The sequence below is a fragment of the Halomonas sp. A3H3 genome (assembly GCF_000982975.1).
In the GTDB taxonomy this organism is placed as follows: Bacteria; Pseudomonadota; Gammaproteobacteria; order Pseudomonadales; family Halomonadaceae; genus Vreelandella; species Vreelandella titanicae.
The window spans coordinates 3,303,983-3,318,291 of record NZ_HG423343.1 but is presented as its reverse complement, the minus strand read 5'-3'; the positions used below and the strand labels follow the sequence as shown (position 1 = coordinate 3,318,291).

16 protein-coding genes are annotated in these 14,309 nt (G+C 56.7%); 3 read left to right on the top strand and 13 right to left on the bottom strand.

The window, feature by feature from the left end; translation table 11 throughout:
• Positions 1–42 precede the first annotated feature (42 nt).
• From lpxL to HALA3H3_RS14710, 12 genes are all read right to left on the bottom strand, one after another.
• A complete protein-coding gene (lpxL, locus tag HALA3H3_RS14765) occupies positions 43–957 on the bottom strand; it encodes an LpxL/LpxP family Kdo(2)-lipid IV(A) lauroyl/palmitoleoyl acyltransferase (RefSeq protein ID WP_022522362.1) in 915 nt (304 codons plus the stop codon).
• Between the two features lie 12 nt (positions 958–969).
• A complete protein-coding gene (alr, locus tag HALA3H3_RS14760) occupies positions 970–2,070 on the bottom strand; it encodes an alanine racemase (RefSeq protein ID WP_022522361.1) in 1,101 nt (366 codons plus the stop codon).
• A 134-nt stretch (positions 2,071–2,204) separates the two neighbouring features.
• A complete protein-coding gene (gene rpoS / locus HALA3H3_RS14755; RefSeq protein WP_022522360.1) occupies positions 2,205–3,179 on the bottom strand; it encodes an RNA polymerase sigma factor RpoS in 975 nt (324 codons plus the stop codon).
• Positions 3,180–3,344: 165 nt separating this feature from the next.
• Positions 3,345–4,424: a peptidoglycan DD-metalloendopeptidase family protein gene (locus HALA3H3_RS14750; protein ID WP_022522359.1), complete on the bottom strand. Its 1,080-nt coding sequence runs from the start codon at positions 4,422–4,424 to the stop codon at positions 3,345–3,347.
• Positions 4,425–4,430: 6 nt separating this feature from the next.
• Positions 4,431–5,390, bottom strand: coding sequence for a DUF368 domain-containing protein (locus HALA3H3_RS14745; RefSeq protein WP_009287330.1), 960 nt, complete (start codon positions 5,388–5,390; stop codon positions 4,431–4,433).
• On the bottom strand, positions 5,387–6,064 hold the full coding sequence (locus HALA3H3_RS14740) for a protein-L-isoaspartate(D-aspartate) O-methyltransferase (RefSeq protein ID WP_022522357.1): 678 nt from the start codon (positions 6,062–6,064) through the stop codon (positions 5,387–5,389). Before HALA3H3_RS14740 ends, HALA3H3_RS14745 begins: the two co-directional genes overlap by 4 nt.
• Positions 6,051–6,797 (bottom strand): 5'/3'-nucleotidase SurE, encoded by a 747-nt coding sequence (gene surE, locus HALA3H3_RS14735; protein ID WP_022522356.1) that lies wholly within the window; start codon positions 6,795–6,797, stop codon positions 6,051–6,053. The genes HALA3H3_RS14740 and surE overlap by 14 nt, the downstream gene beginning before the upstream one ends.
• A gap of 169 nt (positions 6,798–6,966) precedes the next feature.
• Positions 6,967–7,998 (bottom strand): tRNA pseudouridine(13) synthase TruD, encoded by a 1,032-nt coding sequence (gene truD / locus HALA3H3_RS14730; protein WP_022522355.1) that lies wholly within the window; start codon positions 7,996–7,998, stop codon positions 6,967–6,969.
• Positions 7,991–8,479, bottom strand: a complete 489-nt coding sequence (gene ispF, locus HALA3H3_RS14725) for a 2-C-methyl-D-erythritol 2,4-cyclodiphosphate synthase (RefSeq protein ID WP_022522354.1) — start codon at positions 8,477–8,479, stop codon at positions 7,991–7,993. The genes truD and ispF overlap by 8 nt, the downstream gene beginning before the upstream one ends.
• A gap of 16 nt (positions 8,480–8,495) precedes the next feature.
• Complete coding sequence (gene ispD, locus HALA3H3_RS14720) at positions 8,496–9,203, bottom strand: 2-C-methyl-D-erythritol 4-phosphate cytidylyltransferase (protein ID WP_022522353.1); 708 nt, start codon at positions 9,201–9,203, stop codon at positions 8,496–8,498.
• Positions 9,200–9,538: a cell division protein FtsB gene (ftsB, locus tag HALA3H3_RS14715; protein ID WP_022522352.1), complete on the bottom strand. Its 339-nt coding sequence runs from the start codon at positions 9,536–9,538 to the stop codon at positions 9,200–9,202. Before ftsB ends, ispD begins: the two co-directional genes overlap by 4 nt.
• A gap of 156 nt (positions 9,539–9,694) precedes the next feature.
• Entirely contained in the window at positions 9,695–10,843 is a 1,149-nt protein-coding gene (locus HALA3H3_RS14710) for a GNAT family N-acetyltransferase (protein ID WP_022522351.1), read from the bottom strand.
• A gap of 211 nt (positions 10,844–11,054) precedes the next feature.
• Here HALA3H3_RS14710 and HALA3H3_RS14705 point away from each other — a divergent pair, with 211 nt between their 5' ends.
• Positions 11,055–12,410, top strand: a complete 1,356-nt coding sequence (locus HALA3H3_RS14705) for an aldehyde dehydrogenase family protein (protein ID WP_022522350.1) — start codon at positions 11,055–11,057, stop codon at positions 12,408–12,410.
• Positions 12,411–12,624: 214 nt separating this feature from the next.
• On the top strand, positions 12,625–13,488 hold the full coding sequence (locus HALA3H3_RS14700) for a MurR/RpiR family transcriptional regulator (protein ID WP_009287337.1): 864 nt from the start codon (positions 12,625–12,627) through the stop codon (positions 13,486–13,488).
• Between the two features lie 64 nt (positions 13,489–13,552).
• Here the strand turns inward: HALA3H3_RS14700 and HALA3H3_RS14695 are convergent, their stop codons facing one another.
• Positions 13,553–13,909 (bottom strand): RidA family protein, encoded by a 357-nt coding sequence (locus HALA3H3_RS14695; protein WP_022522349.1) that lies wholly within the window; start codon positions 13,907–13,909, stop codon positions 13,553–13,555.
• Between the two features lie 110 nt (positions 13,910–14,019).
• On the opposite strand from HALA3H3_RS14695, the gene HALA3H3_RS27410 reads away from it, so the two are divergent.
• Positions 14,020–14,309, top strand: a 290-nt coding sequence (locus HALA3H3_RS27410; RefSeq protein ID WP_238326122.1) for a transposase, incomplete at its 3' end; no start/stop codon positions are given.

Sequence of the window (14,309 nt, the reverse complement as noted above, 5' to 3'; positions counted from 1 at the left end):
TCGCCGCGCTTCGCTCGCGATGACAGGAAGAGCTATCGCCGTTTAATAAACGCTTGGCTCGCCTTCAGGGCGAGTCTTAAAACGTCGGTGTAGCCAGAGGTACTGCTCGGGATGCTTGCGAATGGCCAGTTCAATAAACTGGTTGATTCGTGTGGCATCGGCAACTTCATCGCCGCTGGGAAAACCTTCCAGGGCAGGCAGGCTTTCAATGGTATAGGTGGCGTTATCCGGGTTGCGGTGAAACATCATCGGCACCACTGACGCGCCGGTCATACGCGCAAGCTTGGCCGTTAAGCGAATAGTCGCGGCCTGCTGACCAAATAGCGGCGCAAATACGCTCACATCGCGGCCAAAATCCTGATCCGGTGAGTACCACACCATACGTCCATCCTTGAGCTGACGCACCGCGCCACGCAAGTCATAACGGTCGAGGGCAACACCAAAATTGCGCCCGCGGGCGCGGGTCATAAAACGCTCAAACAGCGGGTTATTATGCGGTCGATAGACCGCATCGGCAGAGAAAAACAGCGCGTGCAGGGCACCCCCTAAATCGAGGGAAGAGAAGTGAACCCCCACAATGATCACGCCTTTACGCCGGGCCTCGGCGCGGGCCATATGCTCTTCGCCGATGTAAGCGACCCGGTGGCGTAGGCTTTCGCCATCGCGACACCAGCCGGTTGCGGTTTCAATCAGACCAATGCCATTGGCAATAAAGGTATCTTTAACGAGCTGATACTGTTGCTGGGGACTCTTTTCGGGAAAACAGAGCGCTATATTGGTTGCGGTAATATGGCGCCGCCGTTTGGCAAAGCGCCAGGCGAGCAGTCCAAGCCCTTTGCCAATGGCCATTTTTAGTCGCCAAGGCAACCAGGCAGCGATATACATGGCACCAATAGCCAGCCATGTGGGCCAGTAACGCGGGTGGGCGAATGAGCGCGGGTAACGTGATTTCGACATGCAAACAACCGTTTAAGCAGAACGCCCATGATAACGCCGCGGCGCCCGAGGCAGTACCCCTGTTAGCAGCGTATAGCTGATGGTATCGCAGTAGCGGGCCACTTCATCCACCGACAGCACCTCGCCGTTGCTGGCCCTGCCCCACAATACAACGTCGCTGCCAATCGCGGCGTCGGGTACGTCCGTCACATCAACGGTCAACATATCCATGGAGACTTTTCCGGCAATCGCACAGCGCTGGCCGTTGACCAGTACCGGCGTGCCATCGCGGGCATGACGGTCATAGCCATCACCGTAGCCGCAGGCGACCACGGCAATGCGTGAACGCCGCGGTGCGCGCCAGCGCCCGCTATAGCCCACGGGCTCGCCCTCTTCCAGCTCCCTCAGGGCAATTATTTCCGAGCGTAGGGTCATCACCGGCTGCAGTTGCTGAGTGATTTCGTTGGCAACTTCCAAGGGGTCGCTGCCGTAGAGCATCACACCTGGCCGGTTCCAGTCACCATGGGCCACCGGCCACGCCAGGGTAGCCGGTGAGTTGGCCAGGCACAGCGGCGCTTCTAGCTCGCTAGCAAGACCTTGCAGCCGGGTCATTTGCTGGTTGAAATAGCGGTTATCGCGGGAATCGGCGCTGGCAAAATGACTCATAAGGTGGAGCGAGGCCACGCTTGGCGCGGCACTTAGCTGACGCCAGATAGCGGCGGCCTCGTCGATGGCAAAGCCCAGGCGGTGCATGCCGGAGTCAACTTTCAACCAGACAGGAATTGGCTTTTTAGGTGAAGCGGCTAACAAAGCATCAACCTGCCATTGGCTGTGTACCGCAATCCAGAAGCCGTGGGAATCCACCAGCTCCAGCTCGTCGGCGCTGAAGATACCTTCCAACAGGATGATGGGTTGGGTAATGCCGCCCTGGCGCAGGGTAAGCGCCTCTTCGATACAGGCAACGGCAAACGCGGGAGCCTGGCCTTCCAGCGCCTGAGCGCAGGCCAGCGCGCCATGCCCATACCCATCGGCTTTGATAACTGCCACTGAGCGGCTTTGCGGCGCGCAGCGGCACGCCAATTGATAGTTGTGACGCAGCGCGTCCAGATCAATATCGGCCACAAGGGGGCGCATGTGCTTTCTCACTTACCTGATTTAGCAATAAAAGTTTATTAATAAAACTGCCAGCAATAAAAAGCCGAGTAAGCGCTCACTGGCGCTCGCCCGGCTTAGAGAGATAACGCGATTTACGTTCGCCTAAGCTTCACTCAGGTTTCAAACAGCGCCTCTAAAGAAAGGCCCTGTTTTTCCAATGCACGGCGTAGTTTCTTGAGTGCTTCGACCTGAATCTGGCGAACTCGCTCGCGGGTTAAACCGATTTCGGCGCCCACCTCTTCCAAGGTGGCCGATTCGTGACCGCGCAAACCAAAACGGCGCACCACCACTTCGCGCTGTTTTTCGCTCAGCTCATCCAACCAAAGATCCACATGCTCTTTAACGTCGCCATCCACTAGCCGCGCCTCAGGCCCCTGCACTTCATCGTCAGCCAATGTATCGATCAGCGGTTTATCACTTTCACCACCCATGGGGTAATCGACAGATGATACGCGCTCATTAAGACCGAGCATCTTTTTGACCACATCGACCGGTTTATCAAGGTGATCAGCGATCTCTTCGGCGGTGGCTTCATGGTCAAACTTTTGAGTCAATTCACGCGCCGCACGCAGGTAAATATTGAGCTCTTTGACCACGTGAATGGGCAAGCGGATCGTCCGCGTCTGGTTCATCAGCGCCCGCTCAATGGTTTGACGAATCCACCAGGTGGCGTAGGTCGAGAAACGAAAGCCCCGTTCGGGGTCAAACTTCTCTACCGCGCGAATCAAACCTAAATTGCCCTCTTCGATCAAATCCAGCAACGTCAAGCCGCGGTTTAGGTAGCGGCGGGCAATTTTCACTACCAGCCGCAGGTTGGATTCAATCATTCGTGAGCGACCCAAGGGGTCGCCTTTACGCGCTAAGCGGCCGTAGTAAACTTCCTCTTCTGGCGTTAACAGTGGCGAAAAGCCGATTTCGTTGAGGTAGATTTGCGTCGCATCCAAGCTTTGGGTCGATTGACGATCCTCACGCCCTAGCGCTTTCTCAAAGGCATCTTCTTCTATCGTGACATCGTCATCGGTATCATCAAGTGCCTCCTCAGCAGCGTCCAGGTCAACCTCCTGTAGATCTTTCTCCAACATACTCATGGCCTTACCCCTCGTTTGTCGCCTACCCGCCATTTAGAAAGTCAAAGGGTGCGTTCTAAGGCGCACACCATATTGTTATGTGACGATTGTTATATGACGCTCGAATGCTGCGATTCGGGCAACGTCCAAGTTATGCGCTGACTGCTCACTCTCCCGGTGAGTGCATTAGCGAGAAGGCAGGAAGTCCATGGGATCTTGCGGCTGCCCATCACGGCGAACTTCAAAGTGTAATCTGACGTTTTCAGCATCGCTATCCCCCATTGTGGCAATCACCTCACCAGCCTCTACTACGTCATTTTCACTGACCCGTAAGCTGTCGTTATGAGCATACGCGCTCAGGAACTGATCGTTGTGCTTGAGAAGGATGAGGTTGCCGTACCCCCTGACGCCACTGCCCGCATAAACCACAATGCCGGGGCCTGCTGCTTTAACAGGTTGCCCCTTTTCACCAGCGATATCAATCCCGGCGGTGATGCTATCACCCTGACCAAATGCCCCGACCACATTACCATCGGCAGGCCACTGCCAGTCGATGTTTTCGGCGGGCGCATAGGTACGCGATGAACGGTCTACGCTGGCACTTTGTGTGGCAGACGCTGCTTCAGGCTGTGGTTCGGGCTCAGATTCGGCCTCAGATTCGGGCTGCGGTGCCGACGCTTGCTGTGGCTCAGCTTGTTCGGGTTCTGATGATGGCTGTGGTTCAGGTTGCTCGGCGGGCTCAGGCTCAGCCGCCGCGACGACTTCAGGCTGAGGTGTTGAGGACGATTCATCAGCCTCTTGCTCTGCTGCATTGCGTTCAGCGGTAAGGCGCTGGTTGCGTTGAATCGCGGATTCATCGGGCAGTAGCCAATCCAACTCCTGGTCGTCGCTGGCCACTGAGGCCGTCTGTGGGCTCAGCCCGGTCGCCACTGCGCCACTTGAGGTATTCGTCGTGGGCTGGTTACTGGCCGTTGATGCCGACCCAGCGCCTTCACGCAGGGCAATCGTTTGCCCTGGCCGAATTTGGTAGGGCGGATCAATGTTATTGATTGCCGCGAGCTGGCGATAATCCAAATTGTGCTGCCAAGCAATGCCATACAGAGTATCACCCGCTTTCACCGTGTACTGGGGCGAGTTTTCCACCGCCTGGCGTGCTTGGCTTAAATCGCGCACCTGGGGGCTTCCGCCTTGCTGGCTGGCACAGCCAGCAATGGCTAATGCCAGCGCCGACATCATGAGTACTTTAGGTATATGACCTTTACGCATTCAAACCTACTCCTTTTCAGCGCCAAGCTGGGTATCGATTGGCCGACGATCTGCATGTCGGTTGAGTAACACGACAATGAGGGCACCCACGGCCATTAGCGCAACAACACCGGCCACTTGTGCCGAAGCGCCGGTCAATACGGCATAGTCAGCGGGCAATAAATAGCGGTACTCCAGAGGAATCATTTGCCCTTCTGGCCCGATTTGGTAGCGTAACAGCTCGCGCCATGGCCAGAGAACCGGCAGCGAACCGGCAATAAACCCCAATAGCAGTTGCATCGTTGGGGTATGGTGACGCCGTAACAGCCAGGACAGAAGTCGTGAAAACAGCGCTAAGCCGACTATGCAGCCCATGCCAAACAGCACGATAATGCCCAGATCCAAACTGCGAATTGCACCCATAATGGTGCCGTAGAGGCCCATAGTCAGCAATAGAAAGCTACCTGACACGCCCGGTAACAGCATGGCGCTAATCGCGATGCAGCCTGCCACCATGACTACCAGCGCTTCATTACCAATTAATAACACCAGCGGCATCATGCCCGGTAACGCCTGGGCGAGCACTAGCCCCACCAGTAGCGGCAATAGATACCAAAGCTTCCAGCCGCTACTCGCCTGCCCGACCACCAGAGCAGAGGCTGCCACCAGGCCAAAAAAGAAGCCATCCAGCAGCAACGGGTGCGCTTCCATCAACCAGAGCGCTAAATGCGCTACGCTAAACAGGCTAACCGCAACCCCCGCCAATAGCGGCACCAGAAAGGCGAGATTCAAATGGTTGCTAAGAGCCCGCCAGCCACCGCGGTGCCAAGCGCCGATGGCACCGGGGCCAAACTGTTTGATCGTATTGATCAGCTCTTCATAGATACCGCTAATAAATGCAATCGTTCCTCCCGACACGCCAGGCACTGCGTCGGCGGCGCCCATCCCTGCGCCTCGTAAAAATATTCCCAAGGGTTGCCGCTTCAATCCACTACTCCTTGCAGTAAGGGTACAAAACGCACGGGCTCAAGCCGACGTTTTTCAAAGGCACTGCCAATGCGCTTTACTTGAGTAAGCCACTGGTTGCCATCGGGCTCTTCCAACGGAGCAATCAGCACCCCGTCGTGGCTCAATTGCTCTAGTAGCGGTGTGGGTAGCGTCTGGGCACAGGCGGTTAGCAAAATAACGTCAAACGGCGCAACGTCTGGCCAACCATAGCCGCCGTCCGCCACCGCCAGTCTGGCAGGTGCTGCTAGCCGTCTTAACCGCTCCGCCGCACGCTCGTGTAGCGCACTGATGCGCTCAATGGAGTAGAGCTCTTCGACCAAGCGCGACAGTATTAACGTCTGATAGCCAGACCCTGTCCCCAGTTCCAATACCCTGCGCGGCTCGGCGCGCAACACAAGCTCCGTCATGCGCGCCACGATGAACGGCTGCGACAGCGTTTGGCTAAAGCCAATCGGTAGCGCGGTATCTTCGTAAGCGCGATGGGCCAGCGCTTCATCAACAAATAGATGACGCGGCTCTCTGGCCATGACTTCCAGCACCCGGGCATCGCTGATGCCCTGCTGCATGAGGCGCTCGACCATGCGGTCACGAGTACGCTGGGAGGTCATGCCGCGACCGCGCAGCTCTCCTGGAGAGATATCAGGCAAAAACATCCAACCATTCCTGCACATCGTTAAGCGCGGGGTGCCGCGTTAGGTCTGTTTGTAAGGGAGTAATCGACACATAGCCCGCCTCGACGGCAGCAAAATCGGTATCATCACCGTCATCGGCATTGGCCGCTACCGGCGCAATCCAGTAGCGCGTACGCCCCCGCGGGTCTTTTACCGCTAACGGTTTCTCGGCTGGCCCACGATAGCCTAAGCGAGTCACTTTTACGCCTTTAACCTCCTCCCAGGGCACATCGGGCACATTGACATTCAGCAGCGTTCTCGGCGGCAGAGAGAGCTGATCAGCAGCACCAATCAAGGTGGCAGCGACCCTGGCAGCGGTGGCGAAATGACGCTCGCCACACAGCGACATGGCAATCGCCGTCATACCTAAATTACGCCCCTCCATCGCCGCCGCGACAGTGCCTGAATAGAGCACGTCATCGCCCAGATTACTGCCGTGATTGATGCCGGAGATGACTAAATCGGGTTTTTCATCCCATACGCCGTGAACGCCCAAATAAACGCAGTCCGCGGGAGTACCATCGACGCTATAAAAGCCGTTATCCAGAGGCGTCAACGAGAGAGGCCGTGACAGAGTAAGCGAGTTGCTAGCACCACTGCGGTCTCGATCAGGCGCCACTACGCGAATATTGGCATGGGCCAACAGCGCATCGTGCAGCGCACGCAGTCCGGGTGCGTACACACCATCATCATTGGAAAGCAGCAGTCGCCGCATAGTGGGTCTCCCTGTTCTTAAACACAAAAGTTATAAGCACAAGAGTCGTAAGCCAAGAGTGATAGCCACAAGAGACGTGAGCGCAAAAGCATATGCACGAAACGCGGCCGCTCATATCCCTCTCTTTTACTAACTTTTCTGTATGCTAATCTCAAATCTAATAGCTAAATCAGTTCGCTAACATCAGCTCACCCAGCACGGCGGTGGCAAAACTGCCCCGCGGCAGCGAAAACGAAAGCCGGGCAGCACCTGACTCCCAAGCATACTGGGGTTCCAGCAGCCGCATACGAAGTGCACGGCGTGCCTGCTTTACTCCGCTGCGTTGTAAGCCACTGCATAGCCCAGGGTAGTGCTCCAGCAAACGGGCTTCATAGCCAGCGGCGTCGCCCTGGTCAGCTTCACCAACGCCCCAAAGCACCCCAGTGGGATGCACATCCAGTTCAGCGGCGCGGGCCTGAAGCGTATGGTCGGAGGCGTCGATACGAAACACACTTTGGGTGCCGTCCAGCATCAACGTGTCTCCCGCCAGCGGCTGCGACCAGGTGCCATCCGCAATGCGCGCGCTGAGCAGTTCGTTAAACAAAAAACTGCGCGCAGTGGAGAGCATCATACCCTGGCGATCGTCGCGTTTTCGCCAACCTCGGTTAAGTAATGCTTCGGCACGCTGAAGATTACGTCCTTCGGGCCCAAAGCGCTGGGGGCCAAAATAGTTAGGCACGCCATGCTGACAAAGGGCTTCCCAGCGGCTGACAAAATCTTCGCTTTCAATGGCCTCACCGCTAAGGCGTAATACAAAACGGTTAGTGCGGTGAACGCCACGCTTCAGCTTACGTGGGTGGCGCGCCTGCTCAACGACAGTGATCCCCAGCGCATTAAGCGACTGCTCAAGCTCCGTGGGCGCGTCGCGGCCGGGCAGATGCACGCTCAGCCACTGGCGCGTGACGGCAATGCGGTCTTTCATGCCGGAGTAACCAATATCACGGGGCGTTACGCCACAAAGCCGACTTAATGTATTGACGACATCTAACGTGGTTTGATTGCGCTTTTCAACTCGCAGCCACAAATGTTCCCCGTGTGCTTCAGGGCTGAAATCCAGCTGCTCATCGACCCAAAAATCTTCCGGCTGGGCACGGTACTGGCCCGGTTTGGGAGAGCCAAATTGAGCATCGAGACAGCGCTGCCACTCAGGCATATTAATCATTAAGCGCCTCAGCACGGTTAAGCAGTACCACCGCCTCCGCGGCGATACCTTCACCGCGCCCGGTGAAACCTAATCGTTCGGTGGTGGTGGCTTTAACGTTGACTTGACCAAGCGCGACGCCTAGATCGGCAGCAATGACTTCTCGCATTGCCTCGATATGCGGTGCCATTTTAGGTGCTTGAGCCATTAGCGTGGCGTCGATATTGACCACCCCATAGCCTTGACCTTGAGTCAGCGTGACTACATGACGCAGCAGCTCGCGACTATCAGCCCCCGCCCACGCCGGGTCAGTATCGGGGAAGTGGCGGCCAATATCGCCCAGCGCACAGGCGCCCAACAGTGCATCACTAATCGCGTGAAGCAGCACATCGCCGTCGGAGTGGGCCACAAAGCCGTGTTCAAACGGCAGCTTAACGCCGCCGATCATCAAATGATCGCCGGGGCCGAAGCGGTGTACATCGAATCCGTGGCCGATACGCATTATAAGCTCCTAGTGATTAAAGCCTGTCAGGCGTGTTAGCGGTTTGTGCCGCCATAATCGCGGCTGCCAGCGCTAAGTCATCCGGGTGGGTAATTTTCAGGTTGTCGCGCCGCCCGCTTACCAACTGTGGGCATTCGCCCAAGGCTTCAACCGCCGAGGCTTCATCGGTTACCAGGGTTCGCTGCTGGCGGGCGGTTTCTAAGGCTCGCCGCAGTAGCGCATAGCGAAACCCTTGAGGCGTTAGCGCGTGCCACAAGTCATCCCGCGGTTCGGTTCGCGCGCTTTGGCACTGATCATCGGCACGCTTCATGGTATCCGCCACCGGCATCGCCAAAAGCGCGCCTGCGGGGTGCGTCGCGGCGGCCTGATACAGCGCCTGAAGATCATCCACAGTGATACAGGGGCGAGCCACATCATGCACCATCACTACGTCATTATCATCGGCAGTCATCGCGTGCAGGGCATTTAAAACGCTGTCCATTCGCTCATCGCCCCCGGTCACGCGCTGCCAGACAGTAAAAGGCACCCAGCGGGGCGAGAACCAGCGGTCGTCGGCATCTAAACAGAGCACCAAGCGAGCGCTAGGAAAGGCGCTATGAAGGCGTGCCAAAGTATGCGCCAACACCGGCTGCTCATCGGCCAAGGTTAAGTACTGTTTGGGCTTATCGGCCCCCATACGGCGCCCTTGACCCGCCGCGGGCACAATTAACCAGGTTTGGCTCACTGTGGCGGCTCCTGGGGAGCGACCAGACCTGCATTAATACCGATAAGCTCCTTCTCAATCGCTACACCAGGCACCCAGAAGAACTGCTCGTCGGTGCGCACCATGCCCATATCGCTACGTGCCCGCTCCTCAATAGCGTCTAAACCGTTTTTTAAATCCGTCACTTCGGCCGCCAGCCGCGCATTGCGCTCGCGCATGGGCACATTGGCCGCCTCTTGCACCGCGACCCGCTGCTCCACTTGCTGCAAATCGTGCCAGCCACCGTTGCCTAACCACAGCTCGTACTGAAGCAGCGCCAAGACAGCGAGCAATGTCATCACTAACCATTTACGCATCACGGCACTCCTTGGAAATATCGGCTGGATTTTATTCAAAGCCCTGGTTTGATCAAAAGCGGCGTTGATACACTAAAGAGTGCTTATCGGCGCGCATTATGCCATTAAGGGGCAGCACCAGCGAGCCGCACGTCGTTATAATGACAGCTTAAATAACTACTTAAATGGCAGCGCTTGATGGGCCGCATCGCGGTAGGCGCTGACATGCTCGCCCTCTTCATGACAAAACTGGGCAACACCTGCGGCAAGCCCAGGGTGGCTAATATAGTGCAGCGAACGCACACGCTGGGGCGCAAACCCGCGTACCAGCTTGTGCTCGCCCTGGGTGCCCGGATCAAACAGCGTTAAGCCGCGCTGCAAACAGTACTCGATACCCTGGTAGTAACATGCCTCAAAATGCAGGCAATCGGCGACGACTTCACTCCCCCAGTAGCGCCCATAGAGCGTGCTACTGCCACGAAAATAGAGCGCTGCTGCCACCGGGCGCCCTTCAACGTAAGCCTGCACCAGCACCAGCGCCTCTGGCATGGTTTGGCGCAGGCGCTCAAAAAAGTCATAGTTTAAGTAAGGCGGCCTGCCGCGCTCATGGTAGGTAATTGCATAGCAGCGATAGAAATGCACCATGTCCGCTGATGTAATTGCATCACCCTCAAGGTGCGCTACCTGTAGCCCCTGCTCGGCGACCAAGCGACGCTCGCGCTTGATCATCTTGCGCCGTTTCGATGTCATGCTGGCTAGAAAGCCCTCAAAATCGCCGAAGCCGCGATCACGCCACTGAAACTGTACGCCTTCACGCGTAATAAGCTCAGGACACTGCGCCTGCCAGGCGGTGACATCGGCCTCGTCGGCAAATAGCAAGTGCCAGCTAGACAGACCGAGACTTTCACACTGCTCGCGCCAGGCGTCGGCCAGCAGCCCACGGACGGCGCGGGCATCGACATTCTTGGCGATTAACGTGCGCGCGCCAGGCACTGGCGTAAAAGGTACCGCACTGAGGGCTTTTGGATAGTAGCGACCACCGGCACGCTCTAGCGCTTCCGCCCAACCCCAATCAAACACATACTCACCGTAAGAGTGGTACTTGCGGTACATCGGCAGCGCCGCTACCAACTGCTCGCCTTGCCATACACTCAGATGGCATGGTTCCCAGCCCGTGGCCTCACTGACCGAGCCGCTTGCCTCCAGGGCGTGTAAAAACGCGTGACGCAAAAAGGGTTGATCATTATCGACCAGTGAATCCCACTGGCTTGCCGTAATGGCCTCAATGGTGGGTAGAATGGTGATCGATAGTGGGGGTAACGGCATAGCACCTTCCCGAACGTGTGGGGGCTAAAAGGTCACTTTACACTAACTGTTTATATAAACCGTTTACACTAACCATCTACACCGATGTCTAAATCAACTGGCTAAATCAACGAGCTATGCCATCGGGCTATGCCAACGAAAGCAGATACGGCTATTGAACTGCAGTATTTAACGTTAACGCCACGCCGGTAACGGCATATGAGGAGAGTCCATGACGCGCGATATGACGGGTGACTTTCAAACGCAGCGCCACGCTGTCGATCAAATGCCCTACCCGACGCTAACGGTGCGTCGTGACCGGCTGGCCCGCCTCGCGCGTATGACCAAGCATCACCAGCTTGAGATTATCCGCGCGATTCAAACGGATTTTGGTCAGCGCAGTGAGGTGGAAATACGCATGGCTGAAATCAGCGCGGTGCTCCACGCCATTCGCCATGCCAGACTGCATCTATGGCGCTGGATGCGCCCTTGGTCGGTCAGCATGCCGTGGCGATTGATGCCTGCCCGGGCACGCATCGCGCCGCAGCCGCTGGGCGTTGTCGGCGTGATGTCACCCTGGAATTACCCCTGGAGTTTGGCGCTAATGCCGATAGTGGATGCATTTGCTGCGGGCAATGTGGTGATGCTTAAACCCAGCGAGCACTCCCCCGCTACCAGCGCCCTACTGCAGCGACTGGTGCCGCAATACTTCACCCCTGAAGAACTCAAGGTAGTAGAAGGCGATGTAGAGGTGGCGCGTCGTTTTAGCAGTTTGCCGTTCGATCACCTAGTGTTCACCGGCTCCAGCGCGGTAGGTCGGCAAGTGGCCCAAGCAGCCGCGGCGAATTTGACCCCAACGACGCTTGAACTGGGCGGCAAGTCGCCCGCCATCGTGGCAGGCGATGCGGATTTCGACAAAGCGGCAGCAGATATTATTTTTGGAAAAGGCATGAACGGCGGGCAAACCTGTATCGCCCCCGACTACGTGCTGGTTGAGAGCCGCCATATTAATGCCTTGGTTAAAGCGTTGAGCGAGGCTATTCAACGGCAGCGCCCCGACGATCATGCGGCCACCCACGCGATTAACGCGGCCCACCAGCAGCGGCTAGATGCCATGCTGCAAGAAGCCCAAGACCACGGCTGCAGAGTCATCGATCACGGCACTCATGCCCCAGCGCTGATTATCGACCCCCACCAGGGGCTACAGGTGATGCGCGAAGAGATTTTTGGCCGCTGCCTACCGGTAATTGGCATTAGCGATATGTCGGCCGCAATACGTTATGTGAATGCCCGCCCTCACCCGCTGGCACTGTATGCCTTCACACATGATAAGGGCTTACAGCAGCAGTTGCTGCAAACGACACGCTCTGGCGCACTGGTGTTTAATGCCACGCTTCTTCATCACGCCGTTCCTTCACTGCCCTTTGGCGGCGTCGGCGAGAGTGGCATGGGCGCCTACCATGGCCGTCACGGCTTTGAGCGTTTTAGCCACTTACGCAGCGTTTTTTATCAATCAAAACGCACCTCGAGCCACTTGCTTTATCCACCTTATCGGCGCTGGTTAATGAAATTGTTAGGAGTCGGTTAAAGCTTAAGAACTGATGATCGTTTGCTAATAACAAATTTTCACAATGCCCTTATGATATATTTCACATACGCTCTACGTTGGAATTATCTACAAAGCCCACGTAAGCACAGCAGAAACTGCCCTGAGCATTTGCAACAGCTTACTGAAACTCGTGGGAAAACTTTTGTAAGCATAGGAAATTTGCTGCTTTCCATACACGACACGGAGACCGTTAATGGCTCATGACTTACTTGACCGCTTACGCGAACGTTTAGAAGAACTCAACCGATCGGAGCGTAAAGTCGCCAATGTAATTCTTGAAGACCCAACGGTCGCCACCAGCCTAAGCATTGCCAGCCTGGCCCAGGCAGCTAGCGTCAGCGAACCCACGGTTAACCGGTTTTGCCGTAACTTTGGCGCCAAGGGGTATCCCGATTTTAAAATCAAATTGGCCCAGAGCTTAGCTGGCGGCACACCCTATGTGACCCGTGCAGTGGAGCCTGGCGACTCCGCCACCCAGTACACCCACAAAATCTTTGGCGCCACCATCGCCGCCCTCGATGAAGCCCAGCGCGACATCGATATGGGTGCTGTCGAGCGCATGGTCGACTACCTTACCCAGGCCAAGCAGATCCATATTTTTGGCTTGGGTGCCTCTGGCGCGGTGGCCCAGGATGCCCAGCACAAGTTCTTCCGCTTCAACCTGCCGGTGATGGCCTACATTGATGTGCTGATGCAGCGTATGGTCGCCGCCGCTTGCCATACGGGGGATGTGGTGGTGATTATCTCCTACACCGGGCGCACCCGGGAGCTGGTGGATATCGCCCGTTTGGCGAGGGATGCAGGGGCCGTCGTTCTTGGTATAACCGCGCCAAACTCGCCACTGGCCAACGAATGCACCGCCACCCTGGATGTCGCTACCCCCGAAGACACCGACCACTACATGCCGATGACCTCGCGGGTAATTCAATTAACGCTGATTGATGCGCTGGCCACTGGGGTAACCTTGAGGCGTGGTGAAGACTTCTTACCCCACCTCAAGAAAATCAAAGACAGCCTGCGCGACACCCGCTTTCCGGTAGAAAAGCCCGGTAAGTGAATGATAAATAGCAAGTGAATGGAAAATAGTGAAGGGTGAATGGTGAGTAGCGAATAGAAAGCAGTTAGCTCACTGCGGCAGTCACCGTAATTTCCACTTTAAGCTCATCGGCGGGCATGGGCGCGCAGACGCAGGTGCGCGCCGGTGCGTAGCCTGCGGGCATCCAGGCATCCCATACCCCGTTCATAGCGGCAAAGTCACTGCCCTCTTTCAGGTAGATCGTCGCGCTAAGCAGCTGCTCACGGCTTGAACCAATCTCTTTCAGTAGCGCATCCACCCGCGCCAGCATGCTTTCCGTTTGGGCAGTAATGTCGCCCTCGCGGGCCTCCGGGCCAGCCACTTGGCCGCACAAATAGGCCACGCCCTGGTGAATCACCGCACGGCTCATGCGGGCTTTTGTATCGTGGCGTTGAATGGTCATAGGGAAAACTCCTAGCCTGGATTTCTCACAGGGTATAAAAGAAAGCGGCTGAAAGTGCTATGATTTCAAGAACCTAACCAATCCATCAAGCACCAACAGCCGCTTCCAAAATGGTACCTGAAAAGCTGACCTTCTCGCCACTCTCACGCCGCCAAATTGAAGCCGACTTCTCCGGGGGCCACATCACGTCGGACGCCGGATTACTCCTGCTTCGTGAAGTCGATAAACACCATCGCCTGACACGCCGCTTGGCCACCGTGCTTCATGATCCCCGCGCACCGGAACAGCTTCGTCATAAGCTCGACACTCTGGTTCGTCAGCGGGTGTTCGGTGTCGCCGCTGGCTACGAAGATTTCAACGACCATGAGGCCCTGCGCTATGATCAGGCCCTCCAGACAGC